Source organism: Gemmobacter nanjingensis, assembly GCF_014652195.1.
In the GTDB taxonomy this organism is placed as follows: Bacteria; Pseudomonadota; Alphaproteobacteria; order Rhodobacterales; family Rhodobacteraceae; genus Gemmobacter; species Gemmobacter caeni.
In genome coordinates this window covers 95,081-118,176 of the sequence record NZ_BMYI01000014.1, presented here as the reverse complement: position 1 = coordinate 118,176, position 23,096 = coordinate 95,081, and the positions used below count along the sequence as shown (strand labels likewise).

Here is a 23,096-nt window from a genome sequence, read left to right as displayed (position 1 = left end):
ATCATAGTATCCATTATATGCCGTCCTCTCCGTTTTGTGGCTCTGAACACCACAATCTTGGCACATCGCGATGCCGTTTGGGGAGGGCGGCAACCATTCCATCTTCCCTTCCCCGGTGATACAAAGAAGCGCCTGCCCGGCCCCGGAACCCGCCATGCGGCGCCAGAGTCCACAGGAAGCCCCGCAGGGACTCGTCAGCACTTCCGGTGGCCCGAACCACCCGGAACACCACAAGGCCGTTCTACGGGCTTCCTATGGAGTCTGCGGCCCTGCCCTTAGCGCAGCATCCCACCGGGGCGCATCTGGCGCACCAGTTCCTCCACGATCAGGCCCCGGAACATGCGTTCCGTCTGTGCCGCGATCTTCCCGGCCAGATCGGCGTTCGCCTCGGGGCTTCCGCCTGTTGCGTTCACCGTCACCGGGGCGTTGATCGTCACCACGGGCGCCGACATCCGCGCAGAGTCCACAGGACGGCCACCAGCGGCCCTTGCGACCTTCCCGCCATCACCAACAAGCCCGCCACTGGCATAGCCCTTGCGGGCGCTCTGGTGGAGTCTGGCGAGGTTGTCCGCCCCGAGGCGCTGCACCGTCTCTTTTGAAAAGACGAACTCGCCCCGGTGCACCACGCCCGCCGGTTCCAGCTTCGGCCCGTCGCCGGTATAGCCACCATCGGAATAACCCAGCAGGCCACCGACAAAGCCCGCGATGCCGGTTCCGTCAAACAGCCCCATAAGGCCCTTCTGCAACTGCGCCTTGCCGATCTCCAACAGCAGTTCGGCCAGCGCTTCCTTCGCGCTCTTGCTGCCGTCCAGCACCGCCGCGAAAGTATTGGTCAGGGCCTCGGCCCCTTTCTTTCCGCGTTCCTCGATCTGTTGCAGCTTGTCGGCGGCTTCCTTCGCCTTGTTCCCGGCTTGCACATAGGCCCCGGCCAGCCGGTCAATCTCGGCAGACAGTTCGGGCGTGACGGCCCTGCCCTCGCGCTGTGCGGCGGTCAGCGGCTTCGCCCGCTCATGCGCGAAGGCAATCGCGTCGGCATAGTCACGCCCCGCAGCGGCTGCGGCCAGAAGCGCCACCGCCTCGGCTTCAAGCGCGGCCTGTTCGCGTTGCAGCCCTTCCACCGCGCGGGCGAACTCATCCTGCGCCCGGCCACCGGCAGCCTTGCCGCCGCCCGAAGCCTTTGGATCGGGCAGACCGAAGTCAGGATCGTTCGGCGCAGGCTTCGGGCGCGGGCTGGTCTTCGGGGCCAACGGGCTGACTGGCGCGGGCGGCAAGAGGTTCGCATCACCGGGCGTCAGCGCAACGCCCGTATCCATCAGGGCGAGGCTGGCAATTTCGTCACGGGCTGCACGGGCGGCAGCCGGAAGTTTGCCGATCCAGTCCAGAAGGGCCGATACCTGGCCCATGACACCGGCAAGGCTGGCGCGGTCCAGCTCATTCATCGCGGCAAGCGTGTTCTGCGCTTCGGTCACGATCTCGCCCAGCTTGGCCGCGTATTCTTCGCCCGTGATCGTGCCCGCCTCGAAGGCCCGCGCGGCCTCACCGATACGGGTTGCAAGGTCGGTCAGCGCCGAAGCCCCGGCCTCGTTCCCCAGTCCGCGCATCATCGTTGACGCTTCCGACAGCGCAGGCACCAGCATCCGCGCTTCATCGGCCAGCGCGACATATTCCAGCCGCAGCCCCTCGGCCTCTGCCAGCGCCGCTTGCGGAACCTCGGGCAAGGCGCCCATGGCGTCGGCGGTGGCCTTGGCGAACAGCCGCGTGAACAGGTCGGGGTCGAAGTCCAGCTTGACCCGTTCGCGTTCGATCAGGCCGAAGAACTCGGCAGCCCCGACCACGCCATTGCGCCACATGGATTGCAACCGGGTTTCGACCTCGGCGAACTTTGCGTCCAGTTCGGCGGCCTTGGCAATCATATCGGCATCCATCACCAGACCAAGGTCGCGCGCCCGCCCGATCTGGCCCGAGATTGCCGCCGCGCCCCGGTCGAGCAACTGGACGAACTGTTCGCCCCCGGTGCCCCCGAACAATTCGTCCGCGATGCGGATTTGCGCGGCCTTGTCCAAGCCTTCCATTCGCCGGACAAGTTCCACCATCAGGGCCGAAGGGTCTTTCAGCTTGGCTTTCAGTTCCTCGGCCCCGAACCCGAGGCGCTTGAAGGCTTCGGCGGCAGACCCCGTTCCGGTAACGATGAACTCATCCGCCCGCAGGTTCAGTTCCTTGAACCCGTCTGTCAGCGCGTCAATGCTGATCCGGTTCTGATCCGCGACGAAACGCCATTCCTGAAACGCCTCGGCCTGCATCCCGGCGCGTTTGGCGGCATCGCCCAGTTCGGCGATACTTCGAATCTCGCCGCGATAGGCGGTCACGGCCCCGGCCACACCGATACCGGCCACCGTCCCCGCAAGGCCCGCGATCTTCGGCATGGCGAGGCTTTTGAAGGCCGCGCCGATCCGCCCACCCATGCCTTCATAGGTTGCGGCGATCTTGTCGGCGCTTTGCTTGGCCTTCTGTTCCATCTGGCGCGACGCCTTGGCCTGTATCGCATTGGCGCGGGAGAAGTCGCGTTGAAGCTGGCGGGTTTGCGCTTCCAGCTTGATAATCAGGCCGGTCAGTTCGGCGGTCATACTCTTTACTCCTAGAACACTGTCAGCCCGAGAACCTCGGGATCAGGCGAACCAGCCCAGATTGTCCTTTCAGACCAGATCCTCCCTGACCAGTCCCACAGCTTCTCCCGCCCGCATCCCGGTCAACAGGCAGGTGGTCAGGACAGCGCCAATCCTCCCGTCCTCCACTGCGGTCAACCTGCGCACCTCGTCATCGGTCAAGGCGGCATAGCTTCGGGGTTTCCCCTTCACCTCCACCCGAACCATCGTAAAGGGGTTCTCTGAAAGCTGACCTTCATAGACCGCCCAGTCCATGAAGTGCCCCACCTGCCCCACGGTACGCTTCTGGGTTCTGGCGCTGATCCTGTCCCCCGTGCTCAGGTCCACCAACCGGTCCAGCCCGAAACCCTTGGTCTTGCCGGACTTGCCGACATTCGGGCCGAGAAGGGCAACCCGCCGCTGGAAGGACAGGGCATCTTCCCTGCGTATTGCCCCGATCGGTTTTGCCCCGAAGGCCGAGACGAACAGCCCCACCGAGAACCGCACCGACTTGAATCCGCCTTGCTGCAACTCTCCCGAACGGCGGTTCAGGTAGTCCCGCGCCAGTTCGGCCACGGTCTTTTTGCCCACCACCACGACCGGGGTAAAGACCGCAGGCTGAACCTTGACAGGTTCGGGCTTCTCCACCTTCTGCCCCGCCTTGGCCTTTGCAATGATCTCCTCATACTTTGCATTGACCTCGGCAGCCCGTGCCTTTGCAATCCGGGCATCCCCGGTCTTGAGCGACTGCTTGTAGGCCTGCCCGAGAACGGCTTGCAGTTCCTTGGGGTAGTTGCGGCGGTAAAGCCACGTCTGTTGCTTGAGATAGGCATACTGAATACGAACGGACATGCGTCCTCCTTTTGGGGCAAAGGCCCCAGTTTCGAGTTGATCCTGATTTTTCTGATGCTTCGCCTTGGCTTACAGGGATAACGAGGTTCCCTGCCCTGCCTCTTCGGGGTCCAGAACCCTGAGTATCATCGAGCGTTCCGGCTCCCCGTATTCGCCCGCCAGCGGCCCTGTCAGAGCCACCCCCGTAATGCCGCCCACCAGCACCTGTGCGACGCGGAACAGATGCTCGGGCACCTCGTCAAAGTCCCGGATCACCACCACATCACCGGGTTCCACCGAACCACCCTGCCTTCAGGCACTCCTTGAACAAGGCCATGGCCAGCCCATGACTGACCCGGCCTGCCACCCACACCACCAACATAAGGCTGATCCAGCCACGCGTTGCGAAAAGAAAACCTCCGGCTAAGCCAAAAATATTGAACGCCTTCATGGTAAGCTCCTGTTTCTACTTCCTAATTCATATACAGGAGGAATCTCTCTTTTCTTGTACGCGTCAGGCAAAAGCCTATTGTGAAGGGGCAAAAAACGAGTAAAGTTTCTAATTATTGAGGTGGACGCAACCCATTGAAGTGACTAGGCATGCCAGCCAAGAAGCTCATCGCAGCGAAAAACAAGATGATGGCGACCCTTGATGTCAATGGGGATGGTGTAATTGATCATCGGGATGCTTTTGTTGCTGCTAAAATCGCAGGGGCCGCTGTAGTAGGCACGGGTGCGACAGCCTTTCTGTCTGCGTCTGCGGGCACCGCAATCGTCGCTTCTGGGGCGACGGCGATTGCTACGAAAGTTACCGCTATAGCCGGAGCCACCGCTGGCGCGTTCATAGCGGCTACTTTTGGCACTGCTACAGCAACGGTTTCAATCCTAGCCCTTGGCCCCACCAGCGTCTTGCTTGCCTCCGCAACAGTAACAAGTGCAGTTAGTGCAAAACTATTCGCTGCGTCAGCCACAGCAGGCGCGTTGATTGGGCAATCAACTGCTGGAGCCGTGGCGGGTTTCCCCATCATCAAATCCATTGCCCTCTCGAATGCAATCGCAGCAAATGAAGTCATTCTTGTTGCAGGTGTTCCTATGGCGGTCAATGTGGCCATAGCGACAGGCTTTGTCGCCATCGTGATCGTTGGTGGATACGCTTACTATCTCCTGACCAAAGACCGGATCACAGACGGTAATATGTTATTTTCTCCCACTTGAGGCCTAGCTCGATACGCGGCTCATTGATGAAAGTCATTAGGCATGATTAAAGGCATAATATTTTTAACAACTTGCGCATCAATTCTTGCTGCATGCTCATCCAAAACCTTACCTAATGATTCAGCAAAAGAGGTGGCGATTAGTAGGGTTTTCTCGAAGTCTTTCTCAGATCCTGGCCCTGACAAGGGTATCCTAATCGTAAAGCGTGACGAAGGAATTTATGGCGGAGCATGTGCTACCAAAGTTTACATTAACGCCTTACATGCCGCCAATATCAGGCCTGGTGAGAAGGTCACACTCTATGTGCCCGCCGGGAAGGTGATCGTGAGTGCTGAACCATCCGGTATTTGCGCCGGAGCGTTAGTTGAGGAATCTATTACTATTACAAGTGGGCAAACACTGAGTCTTCGCTATGGATACGGTGTACAGGGGGATGTGTTCCTCACCGAAACTGCGTTCTAGGCTGCTCAGCAAATCGGATAGCTTGGCCGAATAGTGTCCCACTCGGCCCCACCCGTTGCCCCAGAGCCAACAAGACCGGCAGAAACCCTGTGGCGGTCTCCATCGTTCATCGAATCCTGGCACCCCAGCCAATCTTACAGACATGTGCGGTCGACCGAAGATCAGCCGCCTGATGCGGGCCTTCGAAGCCATTGCGATTGCCCTCAGCCCTTCCGGGCCAGGGCTTCGGTCAGCAGGGTGTGGACGGCATCGCCCGGTACGTCTTCGGCCACGAAGGCGCCGCCGATACCGCGGGCGAGGATGAAGCGCAGGCGGCCATCAATGACCTTCTTGTCCTGCCCCATCAGCGCCAGAAGCGCAGTGGCGTCCGGCAGATCGCCTGGAATATCCGCCATATCGACCTTCATCCCCATGGAGCGCAGATGGGCGCGAACGCGGCTGGGAGCCTCTTGCGAGCAAAGGCCAAGGCGCTGACTGAGCTCGAAAGCCAGCGCGCAGCCGATGGCGACACCTTCGCCGTGCAGCAGACGGTCGCTGTAGCCGGTGGCCTTTTCCAGCGCATGACAGAAGGTGTGACCGAGGTTCAGCAGGGCGCGGTCGCCCTCCTCCGTCTCGTCGCGCTCCACGATCCGGGCCTTCATCTCGACGGAACGGCGGACGGCATATTGCCGGGCGTCGGCATCACCGGCGGCCAGAGCGGGGCCGTTGGTTTCCAGCCAGTCGAAGAAAGCGGAATCGCCCAGAAGGCCGTATTTCACCACCTCGCCATAGCCCGACAGGAAATCGCGCGCGGGCAGGCTTTGCAGCACGTCAATATCCGCCAGAACCAGACTGGGCTGGTGGAAGGCCCCGACAAGGTTCTTGCCCTGTGCTGTATTGATGCCGGTCTTGCCGCCGACCGAACTGTCGACCTGGGCCAGAAGCGAGGTCGGGATCTGCACGAAGCGCACGCCCCGTCGCAGCACGGCGGAGGCGAAGCCGACCAGATCGCCGATCACCCCGCCGCCCAGTGCAATCACGATGTCCCGGCGTTCAACTTTCTGTTCCAGCAGCCATTCGACGGTGCGGGAAAACTCGGGCCAGCCCTTCGTCGCCTCACCGGGCGGAAGGATCAGCGCCTCGGAGACGATGCCCTCCGCCGCCAGCGCGGCTTGCAGTGGCGCCAGATGCACGGCGGCGACATGGGCATCGCTGACGATAGCCACGCGCTTGCGCCGCAGCAGCGGTGCGATTTCCTGCCCGGCGGCGCCGATCAGCCCGGTGCCGATACGCACATCATAGGCCCGCGCCCCCAGCGCGACATGAACGGTTTCGATGCCAGTCATGCGTCAGTCCTTTCCAGCACATCGGGTCGCGTCGCAAGGGCGGCAACCACGCGCTGTGCCATATCGTCGATTGAAAGTTCGGGCGCCGCATCCACCACCAGATCCGCCATCGCATAGAGCGGCACCCGCGCCTCATAGAGGTTGCGCAGCGTCTCGCGCGGGTTGGCGGTGCGCAGCAGCGGCCGGGTCGTCTTGTGCCGCACGCGTTGCCAGAGCAGATCCAGATCGGCCCGAAGCCAGACCGAAACCCCTGCCCCGCCGATCAGTGCGCGATTCTGTTCGGCCAGAAAGGCACCACCGCCGGTCGACAGGATACAGGGCGTTCCACGCAGCAGGCGGCCCAGTACCTCGGTCTCGCGGGCGCGGAAGAACGGCTCGCCGTCGCGTTCAAAGATTTCGGCGATGCTGCGCTGCGCGGCCTGCACGATTTCTTCGTCGGAATCACGGAACGGAACCCCCAGAAGCCGCGCCACGGCGGTACCCACCGCCGTCTTGCCCGCACCCATCATCCCGACAAGCGCCACGGTCTTCTTCAGTCGGTCCATCCCCTTCGCCCTTTTTTCCTTCATTCTGCGGCCCGTCCGGCAATCGACTGCCGGTCGCAGAAAGTTTTGCCCTGAATGGCGTGAACTTGCGCAAAATGCCATATATAATCGTCGGCAAACCCCCGCCGGTCGCGGTGACGGGGAATAAACATCACGTCAGAGGGCCGGGCATATGGGGCGCATCATCAAACTTCTTCTGCTGCTGGCCATGCTGGGCTTCGTGGGGCTTGCGGGCTATGCCTATTTCGGCCTGCCCGACCCTGAGCCGCGCGAAATTTCGGTGCCGGTGACACTTGATGCGAATTGAGACGCGGCGACTCGCGGCGATTCTCTGCCTGACCCTGGGCGGAGCGATGCCGGCGCGGGCCGACAATCCGATGTCGGCCATCGACTGGCTGTCGAAATCCGTTGCAGCGCCCGGATCGCATCGCGCCACACCACCGCAGGGTGGCAAGATCCCCAGTTCGGTGCCACTGCCCGAACGGCCCGCCAATGAACCGGCGGTCACCAAGGATGCGCGTCCGGCAGAGGTGACGGTGACGGTGCTGGGCGCCCCCACCCCCGACAGTGTGGGGCTGTTGCCTGCCGAACGCACCGGCCTGCCGCGTGATCTGTGGGGGCTGACCCGTGCGAGCGACCTTGCCCGCACCATCACCGAAGCGGAAGAGCCGGTCCTGCCCACCCTCCAGGGATTGTTCAGCACGCTTCTGCTGGCCGAGGCCAATCCGCCGGTCGACAGCGGGCCGGAGGGACGGCTTTTGCTGGCGCGGATCGACAAGCTGCTGGCGATGGGGGCACTGGATCAGGCCTCGGGGTTGATCCAGCTGGTGCGCGCGCGCACGCCTGAGCTGTTCCGCCGCCGGTTCGACATTGCGCTGCTCACCGGGCAGGAAGACAGTGCCTGCATCGAGATGCAATCCTCACCGCATCTGGCGCCGACACTGACGGCGCGGGTGTTCTGCCTGGCACGGGCGGGCGACTGGAACGCCGCCGCCCTGACGCTGAACACTGCCCGCGCGCTTGGCCAGGTGGAGCCGGAAGACGAGGTTTTGCTGGTGCGGTTTCTCGATGCCGAACTGGCTGACAGCATCCCCTCGCTTCCTCCGCCTCCCCAGCCGACACCGCTGGTCTGGCGCATCTACGAGGCGATCGGCGAGCCCCTGCCAACGCTCGGTCTGCCCATCGCCTTTGCCCATGCCGAATTGCGGCCGCAGGCGGGCTGGAAGGCGCAGGTTGAAGCGGCAGAACGGCTGTCACGCGTGGGGGCCATCACCCCAAATCTTCTGCTGGGCATGTATACCGCGCGGGCGCCTGCCGCCTCTGGCGGGGTATGGGACCGGGTCGATCTGTTCCAGCGCTTCGATGCCGCGCTGTCCGGTGGCGACCGCACGCGGATTGCGCGCATCCTGCCTGATGTCTGGCAGGCGATGGTCGGGGCGGAGCTGGAATCGACCTTTGCCGCCCTTTATGGTGACCGGCTGATGCAGGTGGGCCTGACCGGCGATGCCGCTACGCTGGCCTTTCACATCGCACTGCTGTCGCCCGCCTATGAACGGGCCGCGAAGGACCGTGCCGGAGCGGTATCGCAGCCGGATGTGCAGGAGGCGTTCCTCATCGGGCTTGCGCGCGGAAAAATCAACGGGCTGACGCCGCCTGACAGCATGTCGCGCGCCATTGCCCCGGCTTTCCTTGCGCCGGAAATCACCGCCGAGCCGCAGCGCCTGCTGGACGAACGGCGCTTTGGCGAGGCGCTGCTGTGGGCGATTGCGCGGGTCGGCCGCGGCGTGCATGGCGATCCGCGCGGCGTGGCCGAGGGCCTGTCTCTGCTGCGGCGCATGGGACTGGAGGATGCCGCCCGCCGCACCGCGCTGGAGCTTCTGCTGCTGGAGCGGCGCGGATGACCGCACCCGCCGGTATGGAGCGCTGGATCTCGACCTTTCTCGACGCTCAGGCGGCCGAGCGTTCGGCTGCGCGCAATACGCGGCTGGCCTACGGGCGCGACCTGCTGGATTTCGCAGGCTGGCTCAGGCATCGCAAACAGGATTTCACCTCGGTCGACCGCGAGGGGGTGGAGCATTACCTAATCTCCTGCGAGGCCGGGGGCCTGTCGCCCGCCACCCGCGCACGGCGGCTGTCCGCCATCCGGCAGTTGTTCCGCTTTGCGCATGAGGAGGATTGGCGGGCCGACAATCCGGCGCTGCGTCTGTCTGCGCCGGGGCGCGAAAAGAAACTGCCCCAGGTTCTGAGCCATGACGAGGTTGACCGCCTGCTGGAGGCTGCGCGCGACAAGGGCCGCTCGCTGGACGACCAGATCCGCAATCGCGCGCTGGTGGAATTGCTGTATGCCACCGGGATGCGGGTTTCGGAACTGGTCGAACTACCGGTTGCGGCGGTGCGGGGTGATCCGCAGATGATCCTCGTGCGCGGCAAGGGCGGGAAAGAGCGCATGGTGCCGCTCTCCCCCCCGGCGCGCGAGGCGGTGGCCGACTGGCTCGCCCGGCGCGACCGGGCCGAAGAGGCTGCGCGCAAGGAAGGCGCCGCCCCGTCGAAATACCTGTTTCCGGGGCGCGGCGCGGCCGGGCATCTGACACGCAACCATTTCTACATCCTGATCAAGCAGATTGCGGTTCTGGCCGGGGTCTCCCCCGGAAAGGTCACACCCCATACGTTGCGCCATGCCTTCGCAACGCATCTGCTGGCCGGGGGTGCCGATCTGCGCGTGATCCAGACCCTTCTGGGCCACGCAGATGTTGCAACGACCGAGATCTATACCCACGTTCTCGACGACCATCTGAAATCCCTTGTTCTGACCCATCACCCTCTGGCCCGAAGGACCGAAGACGAATGACCCCCGAGACTGCCGAAGCTGCCGCGCCGTTGCTGGAAACGGCCGACTGGATCATGGCGGGGGCCATCGTCTGCCTTCTGTTGCTGTCGGCCTTCTTTTCCGGCTCGGAAACCGCGCTGACCGCTGCCTCGCGCGGTAAGCTCAAAGCGCAGGCAGACAAGGGATCGACCGGCGCCGCCGCCGCCATGCGGGTGACGGAAGACAGCGAGCGCATGATCGGCGCGCTGCTGCTGGGCAACAATATCGTCAATATCCTGTCGGCCTCGCTGGCGACCGCACTGCTGACCCGGCTGGTCGGCGCGAATGGCGTGGCGCTGGCAACCTTTGTGATGACAGCGCTGGTTCTGGTCTTTGGCGAGGTGCTGCCGAAAACCCTGTCGATCACCTATCCCGAACAGGTCGCGGCCCGCGTCGCGCCGATCATCCGCATTCTGATGGTGATTTTCTCGCCGGTCGTTTTGCTGGTGCGCATTCTGGTGCGCGGGCTGCTGCGGCTGATGGGTCTGAAGCCTGACCCCGAGGGCCGGATGCTCGCGATGCGCGAGGAAATCGTGGGCGCCATTGCGCTGGGCCATTCGGAAGGCGCGGTGGAAAAGGAAGACCGTGACCGCCTGCTGGGTGCCCTGCATCTCGGGGACCGCGCGGTGGAAGAGGTGATGCGCCACCGCCGCCATATCGAGATGGTCGATGCCGATCTGCCGCCCGAGGCGATCCTGACGCAGGTTCTGTCGTCGCCGCATACCCGCCTGCCGCTTTATCGTGGTGACAGCGAGAACATCGTCGGCGTGATCCATGCGAAGGATCTGCTGCGCGAGGTCGAACGCGTGCTGCGCCAGAATTCGGGCAAATCCGACGCGCTGTCCGAACTCGACGTGATGAAAGTGGCGATGAAGCCCTATTTCGTGCCCGAGACCACGACGCTGGATGAACAGATGCGCGAGTTCCTCAAGCGGCGCACGCATTTCGCCATCGTCGTCGATGAATATGGCGCTATTCAGGGCCTGATCACGCTGGAGGACATCATCGAGGAAATCGTCGGCGACATTACCGACGAATTCGATGTGGTGCAGAAGGAAGAGGCGCTGAGCCGCGACGAAAACGGCGATTACGTCGTCGACGGCGCCATGACGATCCGGGACCTGAACCGCGCGATGGACTGGCACCTGCCCGATGACGAAGCCAACACGATTGCCGGTCTGGTGATCCACGAGGCGCAGATGATCCCCGCCGAAGGGCAGGCTTTCAGCTTCCACGGCTTCCGCTTTGAAGTCGCAGCCAAACGCGAAAACCGGCTGACTCGGCTGAAAGTTCGTCCGCTGTAAGGGGCTATATCCCCTGCGGCTGCGGATCGCGGATCAGAAGATCCCGATCCGCGCCGACAGACCGTCGGTCGTGGTGAGGTCTTCCAGCACCAGCATGTTGCCGCGGCCGAAATCGAACACCACCCCTGCCTCGGTAACCGAGGCGAATTTCTCGACCACCTGGCGCGCGTTCAGCTTGCCGGTCCAGAGATTGTCGTCAAAGGCCAGCCGGTCACGCTCGGCCATGCTGAAATCCATCACCCGGTCCGCGCCATGGCCCTTGCCCAGAACGAAGGTGTCGGCCCCGGCCCCGCCATACAGCATGTCCGATCCCGCCTCCCCGGCGAGCCGGTCCTTGCCGGCACCGCCGTAAAGCTTGTCGCCCTGCTGCCCGCCGGTCAGCGTGTCATTGCCGAAATCACCATACAGCCGATCCCGGCCCTTGCCCCCGGACAGCGCGTCATTGCCGCCGCCGCCACGCAGGACGTCATTGCCGCCCTCACCCGACAGCGTGTTGCGCGCGCTGTTGCCGGTCAGGATATTGCCCTTGTCATTGCCGGTCAGCCCGGCCTCGACAACCCCGAGGAGTTCGGCCCGTGCGATGCCGCTGATCAGCGTGACATCGCCGGAGACCTTCAGCACAGATCCGTTGACCAGATCGACCTTCACGTTGCCTTCGGCCAGATCGACGCCGATCGTGATGGCCTTGCCGATCTTTACCGTCACGTCGCTGCCCATCTTGGCCGACACGGCATAGCCGCCCGCGCCCGCGGTGGTGTCGCGGTCCCCCTTGACGACAGAGATTTTCAGACCCGACCGGCCCTCGCCCATTGAATAGAATCCGTCGCCATCCCGGTCGGAATAGGCGACCCCGGTGACCCAGGCCCGGCTTGCGACCTTGCCGAAATCGGTCACCGCGACCGAGACCGGCACACCGGAGACAGTGCCGCGCTCCTGCGCGTAACCGATCTCGCGGAATTCATCGCGCAGGATGTTCAGGCGGTGACCCGGGCTGTTCATCCAGTCCGCATGATGCGCCACGACGCTTTTTTCGAAGGTGGTGCCGTTGTAATCCCGCAGCGTCAGGTTTTCCCCGACCCAGTTGGCACCGCTGCCCCCGTTGTAGTCCGCATCATAAATGCGGTCGGCATACGAATTCTTGCCGGGGCCATAGTGATAGGGAAGATAGTTCTGTTGGAGGTCCAGCCAGCTCAGCCCGTTCTTGGACGGGGAGCCGATCCACACCGCATAGGCCTGGGCCGAGCTTTCCAGATGTTCCTGCGGGGCCAGAGCCTCCTTGGCTGTGGCCTTGATGGTTCCGGAGGCCAGCCCGTCGTTCAGGGACGACAGGCCAAGACGCTTCATCTCAGCCAGCGGATCGAGCCGGGCACGGTTGATCAGTTCAAGCGCATATTGCTCGGCATTCGTCAGCGGCATTCACTTGCTCCCCATCACACGCGCATTATGCGCCAGTCTGGTATATTGGGTCAAATAACGGCACGCATGTGACGCTCCCGTGCCATTCCTCGGGTCATTTCTTGCCGAAAAGTGTGCCCAGAACACCACGGATAACCGCCTGCCCGGATTTGGTGCCCAGTTGCCGGGCAAAGCTTTTGGCAAAGGCCTCGGCCACGCTGTCGCTGCGTGAACTGCTGCTGCGGCTGGTAGTGCGCGGCCGTTCGGCGCTGCTGCCGCCTTTCGGGTCGTAGCGGCGGGCATTGCGGAACTCCTCGATTTCCTTGCGGTCGATCTTCCAGTCGCTGCCCGCCTTTTCCTGTGCCTTTGCCTCATCCTGCGCCGCCGCCTCGCGCGCGGCGGCCTCTGATCGCGCCCGCAGCCGCTCATAGGCGGAATCGCGGTCGATCAGCGTCTCGTATTTGCCTTTCACCGGCGAGGCGGCAAGGATCGCCGCCCGCGTCTCAGCCGGGATCGGGCCGATCTGTGAGGCAGGGGGCCGGATCAGCGTACGTTCCACCATGCCGGGCACGCCCTTTGCCTCCAGAAAGGAAGTTACGGCTTCGCCGGTACCGACTTCGCGGATCGCATCTTTCGTATCGAAGCGCGGATTGGGGCGATATGTTTCGGCCGCGCGTGTCAGTTCCACCTGATCGCGACCGGTGAACGCGCGCAGCGCATGCTGCACCCGGTTGCCCAACTGGCCGAGGATCTTGTCGGGCACATCGGCCGGGTTCTGGGTAATGAAATAGACCCCCACCCCTTTCGAGCGGATCAGCCGCGCCACCTGCTCGACCTTGTCGACCAGGCCTTTGGGTGCCCCGTCAAACAGCAGATGCGCTTCATCGAAGAAGAACACCAGCTTCGGCTTGTCGGGGTCGCCCACCTCGGGCAACTCCTCGAACAGTTCCGACAGCAGCCACAGCAGGAAGGTCGCGTACAAACGCGGCGCCTGCATCAGCTTGTCGGCGGCAAGGATATTGACGCGGCCCCTGCCCTGCGCATCGGTCTGCATCAGATCGGCCAGCGCCAGCGCCGGTTCGCCGAACATCTTTGCCCCGCCCTGATTTTCCAGCACCAGAAGCCGCCGCTGGATCGCTGCCGCCGATTCCGCCGAAACAAGACCATAACGGGCCGAGATCGCCTTCGCATTCTCGGCGATGAAGGTCAGCATGGCTTGCAGGTCTTTCAGATCCAGCAGCGGAAGCTGTTCGTCATCCGCCAGCCGGAAGGCCACGTTGATCACGCCTTCCTGCGGTTCGGTCAGTTCCATCAGCCGCGACAGCAGCAAGGGGCCCATCTCGGAGACGGTAGTGCGGACGGGGTGGCCCTGCTCGCCATAAAGATCCCAGAAGGTGACAGGCGGCGCGCCATAAACCAGATCCAGCCCGATGGTCGCGGCGCGCTTCATAAAGGCGTCATGCAGCTTGCCCTCGGGTGAACCGGGCACCGCCAGCCCACCCAGATCGCCCTTCACATCCGACAGGAAGACCGGCACACCGGCGGCGGAGAACCCTTCCGCCAGGATTTGCAGCGTGATCGTCTTGCCCGTGCCCGTCGCCCCGGCGATCAGCCCGTGACGGTTGCCGTATTTCAGCAAGAGCTGCTGCGGCGTGCCATAGCCCTCGCCACCACCGCCCACGAAGATCATCCCCTGCTCAGCACTCACAATCCGCCCTTTCCTTCCGGTCCACGCCTGCGCGCGCCTTGAAAATACAGTGTTAAGAGCTTTGTGCCAGTCTGATCTGGTCTCAGGCGCCCTTGCGGTTTTCCGCAGCGCGCCGGGGCGGTGACTTCCTCGCTGTCGACTGGCCGCGCCTGTCCGGGCGCGGCTTTTTTCCGTAAAAGCTGACTGCCGGAAACGTCGTTTTTCTTCACGAAAGCGTCAAAAATAGATGTTGACCTGTGGCCGCACAGGCCGTAGCGTCAGCCTCAATGAAGTCGGCCAGTCCGACAGGGAGCAATATCCGTTGAGGAAAAGGGCCGGGTTACCGGCCCTTTTTCATTTTGCGGGCCGCCTGTCGCGTTTCGTGATCCGGCCGCGCGGCAATTCGCCGCCCAAGCCTCACATTCGCGTTCATGGCCCCGTTTTCCGGCCTGACACCCTGCCCGGCGCATGCTAAACGGGCGGCCATCATGATTTGAGGAACAATCGCTATGCCGATGATTGATATGACCAAGGCTCTGGCTGTCACGCTGTCCTTCGGTCTGGCAGGTGCAGCGCTGGCGCAGGAAACCGCGCCGACCGAGACCCAGCCCGCCGACACCACCACGACGCAGGCGCAACCGGAAACCACCGCTCCGGCGGAACCCGCTCCGGCCCCGGCACAGCCCGCTCCGGCGGCACAGCCGGCCGATGGCCCCGGTTCGATCTATGTCAAGGAAACCTATGACGACTGGGCCGAACGCTGCATGCGCGGTGCCGAAGGCCAGCCGGACCTTTGCCAGCTTTACCAGCTTCTGAAAGACGAGCAGGGTAATCCGGTCGCCGAGATCGGCATGTTCCCGCTGCCCAAGGGGGAAAAGGCGCAGGCCGGTGCCTCGATCACCGCGCCGCTGGAAACCCTGCTGACCGAAAACATCGTCATCGCCATCGATGGTGGCAAACCGAAGGTCTATCCCTTCTCGTGGTGTGACCGCGCCAGCTGCGTTGCCCGCATCGGCTTCACCGCCGAGGAAGTGGCGACGATGAAGAAGGGCAACAAGGCGACCATGACCATCGTTCCGGTGGCCGCGCCTGATCAGAAGGTCGTTCTGAACATATCGCTGAAGGGCTTCACCAAGGGCTTTGACGCGCTGCCCGCTCCGGCTGCGGCGAACTGATCGCCTGACGGATGAAAGGAAGGCCGCGCCTCAGGCGCGGCCTTTTGCTATGGCGCGCGGCGCAGGGCCAGCACCGCATTCATGCCGCCAAAGGCAAAGGCATTCGACAGAACCACCGGCACCCGCGCCTGCCGCGCCACATTCGGCACAACATCCAGCGCGCATTCGGGGTCCGGCTCCTCATAACTGATTGTCGGCGCGATGATATCCTCACGCAGGGCCAGCAGACAGGCCAGCATCTCGATGGCGCCGGTGCCGCCGATGGCATGCCCGTGCATCGCCTTGGTCGAGGAAATCATCAGCCGGTCTGCATGCGGCCCGAAGACATCTGCAATCGCGGCACATTCTGTCTTGTCATTGGCCGAGGTGCCGGTGCCATGCGCATTGATATAGCCCACATCCTCCGGGTTCAGGCCCGCGTCGCGCAGCGCCCCGGAAATGGCCCGCGCCGCCCCCTGTTTCGAGGGCATCACGATGTCCGAGGCATCTGACGTCATGGCGAAGCCGATCACCTCGGCCAGGATCTCGGCCCCGCGACGGCGCGCCTGTTCGTATTCCTCGAAGAAATAGATCGCGGCACCTTCGCCCTGCACCATACCGGAACGGTTGAGGCTGAACGGACGGCAGGCGTCGGTGGACATGACGCGCAAGCCCTCCCAGGCCTTGATGCCGCCGAAACACAGCATCGCCTCGGCCCCGCCGGTCAGCATGGCGCGGCAGGCGCCCGACCGGATCATCTGGAACGCCAGCCCCATCGCATGATTGGAACTGGCGCAGGCAGTGGCCACCGTGAAGCTCGGCCCCTTGATGTTGAATTCCATCGACAGGTGGCTGGCAGCGGCGTTGTTCATCAGTTTCGGCACGACGAAGGGGTGAACCCGGTTCTTCCCCTCCTCATAGACGGCGCGATAATTCTCGTCCTGCGTGGTCAGCCCGCCCCCGGCGGTGCCCAGAACCACGCCGGTCTCGTAGCCGAGATGCCCGTCGAAATCTAGCCCGGCCTGCGCCACGGCCTGCCGCGCCGCGTGCAGGGTGAACTGCGTATAGCGGTCGTACAGCAGGATCTGCTGGCGGCTGAAATGTTCCTCCGGGTGCCAGCCCTTGACCTGCGCCCCGATCTTCACGTTCAGCCTGTCGACGTCGCGGATGTCCAGCGGCCCGATTCCACCCCGGCCCTCGCGCATCGCGGCGAAGGTTCCCTGCACATCCTGGGCCAGCGCGTTGATCGTGCCCGCGCCGGTAATGACCACACGCTTCATGCAGCCTTCCGCGCCACCAGCCCCTCGACCGCCGCGATCACCGCCGCGACCGAGGAAATGTCGAACTGCGACTTGCCCGGTTCATTGGCGTTGAACGGAACCGAAATGTCGAAAGCTTCCTCGATGGCGAAGATGCTTTCCACCAGACCGAGGCTGTCGAGCCCCAGATCCTCCAGGCTGTCCTCCATGCGGATGTCGGCGGTGTCCATCACCGCCTGCTCCGCCAGAATGGCGATCACCCGTTCCTTGACGCTCTCACCCATGCCACACTCCTGATGCCCGAGATTGCCCGTCGGATTATCAAGACTTTGCAACAACTTTCTGAAGTTCCGCAACCGCCGCCGCCAGACGCGGCAAGCGGCGCAAGGCCTTGTTGATCTCGATCTGGGTTTCCATCTTCACCGCCGGATACCCCAGCAGCACCCGACCCGCAGGCGCATTGGTGAAGATCTTGGTCGCCCCGCCAGCGATCACATCGTCGCCGACAAAGATATTGTCATTCACACCACATTGCCCGGCCAGCACCACACGGTCGCCGATTCTGGACGATCCGGCAATGCCGACCTGTCCGCAGAGAAGGCAATCGCGGCCCACCTGCACATTATGCCCGATATGCACCAGATTATCGAGCTTGGTGCCTGATCCGATGGCGGTATCGCGGATGGTGCCGCGGTCGATGCAGGCGTTGGCGCCGATTTCCACATCGTCGCCGATGGTGACGGCCCCCAGAGAGTGAATGCGCGTCCAGCTTTGTTCGCGGATTTCGTCACGTTGTCCAAGGGTTGAGCGGATTTCTTCAACTCCGCTGCGCTCCGGTGTGACGAAACTGAACCCATCGGCCCCGATCACCGCGCCGGGCTGGCAGATGAAGCGGTCGCCGATGGTGACCCGCGCCCCGATGCGCGCGCCTTGCAGGATCAGCGCATCCGCCCCGATGGTCGCGCCTTCCGCAATGCTGACATGGCCCGCGATGCGGGCATTCGGCCCGATCCGTACGCCCGCGCCGATGGTCACGAAAGGCCCGATGGCCGCACCGGCGCCGATTTCTGCTGTGGGGTCGATGACGCTCATCGCATGTACGCCGGGGGCGATAGCCGGGCCTGCGTCCAGCATCCGGCTGAGGCCCGCCATGGCGAGCCGGCCGCGCGGCGCGAAGATGGCCGCCTCCAGCCCCAGTTCCTGCCAGTCCGCACCGGGCCAGAGCATTGCCGCCCGCGCCTGCCCTTTGGCAAGCCCCCCCGCATATTTCGGGTCCAGCGCCAGAGCAAGCGCCTCAGGCCCTGCCGAATGAGGCTCCGCCGCGCAAGAGACTGTCAGGTCAAGGTTTCCGGCCGCCTCGGCACCAAGGGCGGTAGCAATGTCGCGGATCGTATGGGCCATGGCATCCTCTTGTCCGGGGCAACCGGCGCCCCGGTCCAGATTTAGCCCTGTTGACCGCCCGGCGCCACCCCGGCCGCAATCAGTGCCTGATAGATGGCCGCGTCACGGCCGTAGATGTCGCGCCGGTAATTCATCTCACCCTTCGGTCCCGGGAAGGCGGTGAAATAGACCAGATGCACCGGCACATGCTGTTCAAGCTTGATCGCCTGCTCGCGTCCGGATTTCAGCACACCCTGGAACAGCCCGACCGGATCATCGCTTTGCGCCCCCAGAAGCGCATAGGCAAAGTCGAAGGGATCGCCCAGCCGGACACAGCCGTGGCTGAAGGCGCGGACCTCGCGCTGAAACAAAGATTTCGAAGGCGTATCATGCAGATAGATGTTCCACTGGTTCGGGAACATGAACTTCACCAGCCCCAGCGCATTGCCATCCGAAGGCGGCTGGCGCATGGCAAAGGGGAAATTCGCCGCCGTATACTTGCCGAAATTGATCGAGCCGCGATCCACCACCCGGCCCCGGCTGTCGACGATCTTCAGATGACCCGCCGCATTCGGGTTCTTCTTCAGAAGCGGCAGATATTCCTTGGTGGTGATCGAGCGCGGCACCGACCAGCTCGGGTTCACCACCATATATTCCATCTCGTCCGAAAATTCGGGCGTGCGCTGATCGGGGACATTCTTGCCGATGACCGCGCGGGTAACGAAGGTTTCCTTGCCATCGTCGATGATACGAGCCGTGAAATCGGTCTGGTTGACCCAGATATGCCGCCGCCCGCGCTCGATATTCATCCAGCGCTCGCGCTCCAGCGCCACGAGAACGGATTTCAGCCGCTGTTCGGGCGGCACGTTCAACTCGGTCAGGGTGCTTTCGTCCACGATGCCGTCGGCGTTCAGCCCGTGCGCAAGCTGAAAGCGCTGAACGGCGCGCTGGATCTCGGCGTCATAATCGCGGCTGGCAGAGAGCGAGAGATATCCCATGGCGACCAGACGGTCACGCAGGGCCACCACCGCGTCACCGCTGCTGCCGGGTTTGGGGCGGCTCGTCAGTTCAGCCCCCCAGCCGCCCCGGGCAATCTGACGCTCGATTCCGATTTTGGCCTTGATCAGCTGCGCATAAGCCGGCGCGGTGGGCGCCAGCGACCCCAGAAAACCGGCCAGATCCCCGGCTTCTGCGACCGTCAGAACCTGCGCATCCTCAAGACGCGGCAGGGTGCGCACGATGGTCGAGTCGATCTTCTTCGGCTCCAGCACACCGGAATGAAGGTCGTGCGCGTAATCCAGGAGCGCCCGCGTCATCCGAACCTCGATGCGGGCGCGGTCGCCTTCGGTCCGGGCGGCGCGCAGGGCTTCGGACAGAGCACGGGCATCATAGCGTTGCACCGGCAGGCCGTGATCGGCCGCCCGCGACAGCGCCCCCAGCAGGATGGCGCGCCGTTCGGCAGAATCGGCGGCTGTCCAGATCGGCTGGTAGTTTCGTTTTGCATAAAAGGCCGAAAGCGCGTCATCCTTCGCGGCGGCAATCGCCACGGTCTGCGCGAAGGGGCTGATCTGCGGCTGCGCCGACAGCGGCGCGGCGGCCAGCATCAGGGCCAGCGCACAGGGCATCGCCTTGCGGCGCGGACGAAGAAAACGCGGCATCTTGACCTCGAACAATTCAACTTCGTGCAAATTTCGGAGATTTGGCGCCCCGAGTCCACTCACATCCGGTTCAGACCGTTGCGCGAATACCTGAATCAAGGGGTGAATTTGTCACATTTCGGCAACTCAGCCGCGAAATGCCGATCGGTTCCCTGCGCTGAGCCGGATTCAGCAAATATTTGCCGATCGGGCGTTCAATGACCCCTGCGGACGATCTGGCCCCTTCTGTTGCGATTCGACTTGTGTCATACAATTCGTGCACTTGGGCAAAAGTGGCAGAGCCGTACGAAAAGCGGCATAAGAAGACCGAAGGACAGGCTTTCACATGAGCATGGCAGAAAAAACCGGGTTCACGCGGCGGGGCCTTCTTGGTGTGTTCGCGGCAACCGCGGTTGTGGCAGCACCCACCTACTCCAACGCTTTCGGGCTGTTGCGGGGCGCAGGCGATATCCGGCGTATCCGGATGTATTCGGGTCGGACGGGCGAAAGCCTTGATACGATCTACTGGATTGAAGGGAAGTACATCCCCGAAGTCCTGAAGGAAATTAACCATTTCATGCGCGATTGGCGCACCGATCAGGCCGTATCCATGGATGCGCGCACGGTCGACATCATGGCAGCCTCGCACCGTCTTCTGGATGTGTCCGAGCCGTTCATGCTGCTGTCGGGCTATCGCAGCCCGAAGACAAACGCGATGCTGCGGTCGAAATCGGGCGGCGTGGCGAAAAACTCGCTGCATATGAAGGGTCAGGCAGCCGATCTGCGGCTGAAATCGCGCTCGGTGGGTCAGATGGCCCGCGCGGCGGAATCCTGTGCCTCGGGTGGTGTGGGCCGGTATTCCGGGTCCAACTTCGTTCATATGGATTGCGGCCCGGTCCGGCACTGGGGCGGCTGAGCCCCGGCCGGGAGGAACGAAAAAGGGCGCCTTCGGGCGCCCTTTTCAATCAGTCCTCCGCCTCGCCCGCGCCGCTTTCGGCCTGACGCCCGCGGAAGCCCATGGCGACCACGAACTTTTCCGAACTGTCGGAGCGGCTGGCGGGCGGCTTTACATTGGCGACCTTGGTGAAGTTCTTCTTCAGCATGGTCTGCATATCGATCTCGGCGCCGCCGGCCAGAACCTTGGCGACAAAGGTGCCGCCATCCTCCAGCACGTCAAAGGCAAAGGCCAGCGCGGCCTCGACCAGCGCGATAATGCGCAGGTGATCGGTGCCCTTGTGCCCCGAGGCAGCGGCGGCCATGTCCGACATCACCACATCCGCGCGGCCCCCAAGCCAGCCCTTCACCTTGTCATCGGCATCATCCGCCAGAAAGTCGAGCTGGTGAATATCGGCCCCCGCAATCGGCTCCACCTCCTGCAAATCGACGCCCAGCACGGTTCCCAGCGGTTTTTTCGGGTTCTGCCCCAGCGCATTCACCCGCTCCACCGCGACCTGGCACCAGCCTCCGGGCGCGCAGCCAAGGTCCACCACCCGCGCACCGGGTTTCAGGAAGCCGTATTTGTCATCGAGTTCCAGAATCTTGAAGGCTGCGCGGCCGCGATAGCCTTCGCGTTTCGCGCGCTGGACGTAGGGATCGTTCAGCTGCCGTTCGAGCCAGAGCGTCGAGGACAGCTTGCGCCCCTTGGCGGTCTTGACCCGGACCCGCAGGTCGCGCTGGCCCCGGCCGGAAGTGTTCTTGGGCGGTGTCGTCATGTATATGGTCCGTCTTCCAGAACGCCGTCGGCGCTCATCTGTGCGTAAAGAAGCCCTTCGCGCAATCCGCGATCCGCCACCGACAATCGGTCGGTCGGCCAGATTCGCATCAGCGCCTGAAGGATGGCCGCGCCGGACATGATCAGCGAATGCCGGTCACGGCCGATGCGGGGATCGGTGCGGCGGCCCTCGGGGCCAAGCGAAAGATAGTCGCGGATCACCGTGTCGATCTGGGACGAGGTCATGCGCAGCCCGTCCACCTTGGTGCGGTCATAGCGGCGCAAGCCCAGAAAGCTGGCGGCGACCGTGGTCACGGTGCCGGAGGTGCCGATGATCTGAAACCCCTCGCGCGGGTTTTCGGCGTTGTAGGGGGAAAAGCTGGCAAGGTTTTCCTCAAAGAACCAGCTCATCAGCGCAAAGCGGGCGGCATCGTCCTCGACATCCTGAAACTGATCTTTCAGCGTCGCCACCCCCAGCGGCACCGAGATCCAGTCCACCACCCGCGCGGCCGTGGCCGCGCCCGGCTGATTGAAGCCCGAATGCAGTTGCATGATGGCGCGCTGCCGGTCCTCGGGGGCCACTTCGGAAAGGTCGATCCAGACCAGTTCAGTCGAACCACCCCCGATATCCACCACCAGCAACTGTTCGGTCCGGCGCGAGACCAGAGGCGCGCAGGAAATGACCGCCAGCCGCGCCTCTTCCTCGGGTGGGATGATTTCCAGCGACAGGCCGGTTTCACGACGGATCTGGCGCATCAGATCGCGCGCATTCCGCGCCCGGCGACAGGCCTCGGTGGCGACAAGCCGCATCCGGCTGACGCCATGCTTTTCGATCTTCTTCTGACAGATGCGCAGGGCCTGCACTGTGCGCCCCATTGAGGCACGCGACAACCGGCCCGAGGCCTCCAGCCCCACGCCTAGCTGGACAGTCTTGGAAAAGCTGTCCACGACCTGAAACTGACTGCCCTTCGGCTGGGCGATCAGCATTCGGCAACTGTTGGTCCCCAGATCGAGCGCAGCATACAGCTGCGGCCCCGACCGGGTGTCATGAGGGGTCGACGGTTCGACCGCACCCGCCCCCATCAGGGCATCGGGCTGCGGGATCGCGTCCTCCCCCCGGGGACGCTCGGGCGCCATAATCCGCCCTCCATTTTCGGTTACCGTAAACGTAGACCCGTTGTCCCCCCCGCGCAAGCGCGGATACGCGGAACGGTCTGTGCGCCGATGCGCGGGCGCTCGCTTCCCGGCCTGCGACAAGGTAGATTTGTCGCTGTCGCGGACTGCGCGCCGGATGTCGAAATCCGACACTGCCGGTCGCTGGCCGACGCATAGAACGGGAAACACGCAACAGAGGGGAATCAGCGATGCCCGAGGTCACGATCGTTTACTGGCGGGACATTCCGGCCCAGGTCATCGTCGGCAAGGGCCGTCGGGGATCGAAAGTGCAACTGCCCGAACGCTTTGAGCAGGCGATCGACCGTTGCGCCATGAAGGTGGGGGCGAAGGACGCCGACGCCTATCTGGCTGAATGGCGCAAGGCCGCCCCCTACGAGGTGGAGGGTGAACCGGACCAGATCGCCCGCGACACCGCCGACCGTCTGGATGCCGAATATGACACCGCGCGCCTCAAGGCGCTGATCGAGGCCGAGGGCCGGGCCTGAGCGCCCCGCGCCCCATGTGAGG

At 63.6% G+C, this 23,096-nt stretch carries 22 protein-coding genes; 8 read left to right on the top strand and 14 right to left on the bottom strand.

Annotation, left to right across the window (positions count from 1 at the left end; genetic code table 11):
* Positions 1-275 precede the first annotated feature (275 nt).
* The 4 genes from IE126_RS19110 to IE126_RS19095 form a co-directional block, all read right to left on the bottom strand.
* On the bottom strand, positions 276-2,624 hold the full coding sequence (locus tag IE126_RS19110; protein WP_189381872.1) for a hypothetical protein: 2,349 nt from the start codon (positions 2,622-2,624) through the stop codon (positions 276-278).
* A 69-nt stretch (positions 2,625-2,693) separates the two neighbouring features.
* Positions 2,694-3,494 carry a DUF6538 domain-containing protein gene (locus IE126_RS19105; protein ID WP_108126725.1) on the bottom strand — a complete coding sequence of 267 codons (801 nt, stop codon included), beginning with the start codon at positions 3,492-3,494 and terminating at the stop codon, positions 2,694-2,696.
* A gap of 69 nt (positions 3,495-3,563) precedes the next feature.
* Positions 3,564-3,770: a hypothetical protein gene (locus IE126_RS19100; RefSeq protein ID WP_229825663.1), complete on the bottom strand. Its 207-nt coding sequence runs from the start codon at positions 3,768-3,770 to the stop codon at positions 3,564-3,566.
* Positions 3,757-3,924, bottom strand: coding sequence for a hypothetical protein (locus tag IE126_RS19095; RefSeq protein WP_158640432.1), 168 nt, complete (start codon positions 3,922-3,924; stop codon positions 3,757-3,759). Before IE126_RS19095 ends, IE126_RS19100 begins: the two co-directional genes overlap by 14 nt.
* Positions 3,925-4,073: 149 nt before the next feature.
* Here IE126_RS19095 and IE126_RS19090 point away from each other — a divergent pair, with 149 nt between their 5' ends.
* Positions 4,074-4,688, top strand: coding sequence for a hypothetical protein (locus tag IE126_RS19090; protein WP_145693508.1), 615 nt, complete (start codon positions 4,074-4,076; stop codon positions 4,686-4,688).
* Positions 4,689-5,353: 665 nt separating this feature from the next.
* On the opposite strand, the gene aroB is transcribed toward IE126_RS19090, so the two are convergent.
* Together aroB and IE126_RS19080 are read right to left on the bottom strand one after the other, a co-directional pair.
* The gene (gene aroB, locus IE126_RS19085; protein ID WP_054303594.1) at positions 5,354-6,475 is read right to left on the bottom strand and encodes a 3-dehydroquinate synthase; all 1,122 of its coding nucleotides are present in this window, start codon (positions 6,473-6,475) and stop codon (positions 5,354-5,356) included.
* Positions 6,472-7,044: a shikimate kinase gene (locus IE126_RS19080; RefSeq protein WP_082401024.1), complete on the bottom strand. Its 573-nt coding sequence runs from the start codon at positions 7,042-7,044 to the stop codon at positions 6,472-6,474. Before IE126_RS19080 ends, aroB begins: the two co-directional genes overlap by 4 nt.
* 148 nt (positions 7,045-7,192) lie before the next feature.
* Here IE126_RS19080 and IE126_RS26285 point away from each other — a divergent pair, with 148 nt between their 5' ends.
* From IE126_RS26285 to IE126_RS19065, 4 genes are read left to right on the top strand one after another with little or no spacing between them, the layout of a single operon-like run.
* Complete coding sequence (locus tag IE126_RS26285; RefSeq protein WP_255349802.1) at positions 7,193-7,327, top strand: hypothetical protein; 135 nt, start codon at positions 7,193-7,195, stop codon at positions 7,325-7,327.
* Positions 7,317-8,921 (top strand): hypothetical protein, encoded by a 1,605-nt coding sequence (locus tag IE126_RS19075; protein WP_108130774.1) that lies wholly within the window; start codon positions 7,317-7,319, stop codon positions 8,919-8,921. The genes IE126_RS26285 and IE126_RS19075 overlap by 11 nt, the downstream gene beginning before the upstream one ends.
* Positions 8,918-9,868 carry a site-specific tyrosine recombinase XerD gene (locus tag IE126_RS19070; protein ID WP_054303596.1) on the top strand — a complete coding sequence of 317 codons (951 nt, stop codon included), beginning with the start codon at positions 8,918-8,920 and terminating at the stop codon, positions 9,866-9,868. The genes IE126_RS19075 and IE126_RS19070 overlap by 4 nt, the downstream gene beginning before the upstream one ends.
* On the top strand, positions 9,865-11,190 hold the full coding sequence (locus tag IE126_RS19065; RefSeq protein ID WP_108130772.1) for an HlyC/CorC family transporter: 1,326 nt from the start codon (positions 9,865-9,867) through the stop codon (positions 11,188-11,190). The genes IE126_RS19070 and IE126_RS19065 overlap by 4 nt, the downstream gene beginning before the upstream one ends.
* A gap of 33 nt (positions 11,191-11,223) precedes the next feature.
* On the opposite strand, the gene IE126_RS19060 is transcribed toward IE126_RS19065, so the two are convergent.
* Both IE126_RS19060 and IE126_RS19055 read right to left on the bottom strand, forming a co-directional pair.
* On the bottom strand, positions 11,224-12,606 hold the full coding sequence (locus IE126_RS19060) for a CAP domain-containing protein (RefSeq protein WP_189381871.1): 1,383 nt from the start codon (positions 12,604-12,606) through the stop codon (positions 11,224-11,226).
* Positions 12,607-12,700: 94 nt separating this feature from the next.
* Positions 12,701-14,275 (bottom strand): helicase HerA-like domain-containing protein, encoded by a 1,575-nt coding sequence (locus IE126_RS19055; RefSeq protein WP_054303599.1) that lies wholly within the window; start codon positions 14,273-14,275, stop codon positions 12,701-12,703.
* A 506-nt stretch (positions 14,276-14,781) separates the two neighbouring features.
* On the opposite strand from IE126_RS19055, the gene IE126_RS19050 reads away from it, so the two are divergent.
* Entirely contained in the window at positions 14,782-15,447 is a 666-nt protein-coding gene (locus tag IE126_RS19050; RefSeq protein WP_108130769.1) for an invasion associated locus B family protein, read from the top strand.
* 47 nt (positions 15,448-15,494) lie between these two features.
* Here IE126_RS19050 and IE126_RS19045 read toward each other — a convergent pair whose 3' ends face one another.
* From IE126_RS19045 to IE126_RS19030, 4 genes are read right to left on the bottom strand one after another with little or no spacing between them, the layout of a single operon-like run.
* Positions 15,495-16,706 carry a beta-ketoacyl-[acyl-carrier-protein] synthase family protein gene (locus IE126_RS19045; protein WP_189381870.1) on the bottom strand — a complete coding sequence of 404 codons (1,212 nt, stop codon included), beginning with the start codon at positions 16,704-16,706 and terminating at the stop codon, positions 15,495-15,497.
* Positions 16,703-16,969: an acyl carrier protein gene (locus IE126_RS19040; RefSeq protein ID WP_054303602.1), complete on the bottom strand. Its 267-nt coding sequence runs from the start codon at positions 16,967-16,969 to the stop codon at positions 16,703-16,705. The genes IE126_RS19045 and IE126_RS19040 overlap by 4 nt, the downstream gene beginning before the upstream one ends.
* A 37-nt stretch (positions 16,970-17,006) precedes the next feature.
* Positions 17,007-18,086, bottom strand: coding sequence for a UDP-3-O-(3-hydroxymyristoyl)glucosamine N-acyltransferase (locus tag IE126_RS19035; RefSeq protein ID WP_189381869.1), 1,080 nt, complete (start codon positions 18,084-18,086; stop codon positions 17,007-17,009).
* A 41-nt stretch (positions 18,087-18,127) separates the two neighbouring features.
* Positions 18,128-19,723 (bottom strand): L,D-transpeptidase family protein, encoded by a 1,596-nt coding sequence (locus tag IE126_RS19030; protein ID WP_189381868.1) that lies wholly within the window; start codon positions 19,721-19,723, stop codon positions 18,128-18,130.
* Positions 19,724-20,048: 325 nt separating this feature from the next.
* On the opposite strand from IE126_RS19030, the gene IE126_RS19025 reads away from it, so the two are divergent.
* Positions 20,049-20,618, top strand: coding sequence for a YcbK family protein (locus IE126_RS19025; protein ID WP_054303604.1), 570 nt, complete (start codon positions 20,049-20,051; stop codon positions 20,616-20,618).
* A 49-nt stretch (positions 20,619-20,667) separates the two neighbouring features.
* On the opposite strand, the gene IE126_RS19020 is transcribed toward IE126_RS19025, so the two are convergent.
* Together IE126_RS19020 and IE126_RS19015 are read right to left on the bottom strand one after the other, a co-directional pair.
* Positions 20,668-21,414 (bottom strand): RlmE family RNA methyltransferase, encoded by a 747-nt coding sequence (locus tag IE126_RS19020; protein ID WP_189381867.1) that lies wholly within the window; start codon positions 21,412-21,414, stop codon positions 20,668-20,670.
* Positions 21,411-22,550 (bottom strand): Ppx/GppA phosphatase family protein, encoded by a 1,140-nt coding sequence (locus IE126_RS19015; protein ID WP_054303606.1) that lies wholly within the window; start codon positions 22,548-22,550, stop codon positions 21,411-21,413. Before IE126_RS19015 ends, IE126_RS19020 begins: the two co-directional genes overlap by 4 nt.
* 227 nt (positions 22,551-22,777) lie before the next feature.
* On the opposite strand from IE126_RS19015, the gene IE126_RS19010 reads away from it, so the two are divergent.
* A complete protein-coding gene (locus IE126_RS19010; protein WP_054303607.1) occupies positions 22,778-23,074 on the top strand; it encodes a virulence factor in 297 nt (98 codons plus the stop codon).
* The last annotated feature ends 22 nt before the right edge of the window (positions 23,075-23,096 follow it).

Excerpts from the sequence above, each read along its gene's own strand:
- IE126_RS19110 (WP_189381872.1), bottom strand. The coding sequence starts at position 2,624 with ATGACCGCCGAACTGACCGGCCTGATTATCAAGCTGGAAGCGCAAACC.
- IE126_RS19105 (WP_108126725.1), bottom strand. The coding sequence starts at position 3,494 with ATGTCCGTTCGTATTCAGTATGCCTATCTCAAGCAACAGACGTGGCTT.
- IE126_RS19095 (WP_158640432.1), bottom strand. The coding sequence starts at position 3,924 with ATGAAGGCGTTCAATATTTTTGGCTTAGCCGGAGGTTTTCTTTTCGCA.
- IE126_RS19090 (WP_145693508.1), top strand. The coding sequence starts at position 4,074 with ATGCCAGCCAAGAAGCTCATCGCAGCGAAAAACAAGATGATGGCGACC.
- aroB (WP_054303594.1), bottom strand. The coding sequence starts at position 6,475 with ATGACTGGCATCGAAACCGTTCATGTCGCGCTGGGGGCGCGGGCCTAT.
- IE126_RS19080 (WP_082401024.1), bottom strand. The coding sequence starts at position 7,044 with ATGAAGGAAAAAAGGGCGAAGGGGATGGACCGACTGAAGAAGACCGTG.
- IE126_RS26285 (WP_255349802.1), top strand. The coding sequence starts at position 7,193 with ATGGGGCGCATCATCAAACTTCTTCTGCTGCTGGCCATGCTGGGCTTC.
- IE126_RS19075 (WP_108130774.1), top strand. The coding sequence starts at position 7,317 with ATGCGAATTGAGACGCGGCGACTCGCGGCGATTCTCTGCCTGACCCTG.
- IE126_RS19070 (WP_054303596.1), top strand. The coding sequence starts at position 8,918 with ATGACCGCACCCGCCGGTATGGAGCGCTGGATCTCGACCTTTCTCGAC.
- IE126_RS19065 (WP_108130772.1), top strand. The coding sequence starts at position 9,865 with ATGACCCCCGAGACTGCCGAAGCTGCCGCGCCGTTGCTGGAAACGGCC.
- IE126_RS19060 (WP_189381871.1), bottom strand. The coding sequence starts at position 12,606 with ATGCCGCTGACGAATGCCGAGCAATATGCGCTTGAACTGATCAACCGT.
- IE126_RS19055 (WP_054303599.1), bottom strand. The coding sequence starts at position 14,275 with ATGATCTTCGTGGGCGGTGGTGGCGAGGGCTATGGCACGCCGCAGCAG.
- IE126_RS19050 (WP_108130769.1), top strand. The coding sequence starts at position 14,782 with ATGCCGATGATTGATATGACCAAGGCTCTGGCTGTCACGCTGTCCTTC.
- IE126_RS19045 (WP_189381870.1), bottom strand. The coding sequence starts at position 16,706 with ATGAAGCGTGTGGTCATTACCGGCGCGGGCACGATCAACGCGCTGGCC.
- IE126_RS19040 (WP_054303602.1), bottom strand. The coding sequence starts at position 16,969 with ATGGGTGAGAGCGTCAAGGAACGGGTGATCGCCATTCTGGCGGAGCAG.
- IE126_RS19035 (WP_189381869.1), bottom strand. The coding sequence starts at position 18,086 with ATGGCCCATACGATCCGCGACATTGCTACCGCCCTTGGTGCCGAGGCG.
- IE126_RS19030 (WP_189381868.1), bottom strand. The coding sequence starts at position 19,723 with ATGCCGCGTTTTCTTCGTCCGCGCCGCAAGGCGATGCCCTGTGCGCTG.
- IE126_RS19025 (WP_054303604.1), top strand. The coding sequence starts at position 20,049 with ATGAGCATGGCAGAAAAAACCGGGTTCACGCGGCGGGGCCTTCTTGGT.
- IE126_RS19020 (WP_189381867.1), bottom strand. The coding sequence starts at position 21,414 with ATGACGACACCGCCCAAGAACACTTCCGGCCGGGGCCAGCGCGACCTG.
- IE126_RS19015 (WP_054303606.1), bottom strand. The coding sequence starts at position 22,550 with ATGGCGCCCGAGCGTCCCCGGGGGGAGGACGCGATCCCGCAGCCCGAT.
- IE126_RS19010 (WP_054303607.1), top strand. The coding sequence starts at position 22,778 with ATGCCCGAGGTCACGATCGTTTACTGGCGGGACATTCCGGCCCAGGTC.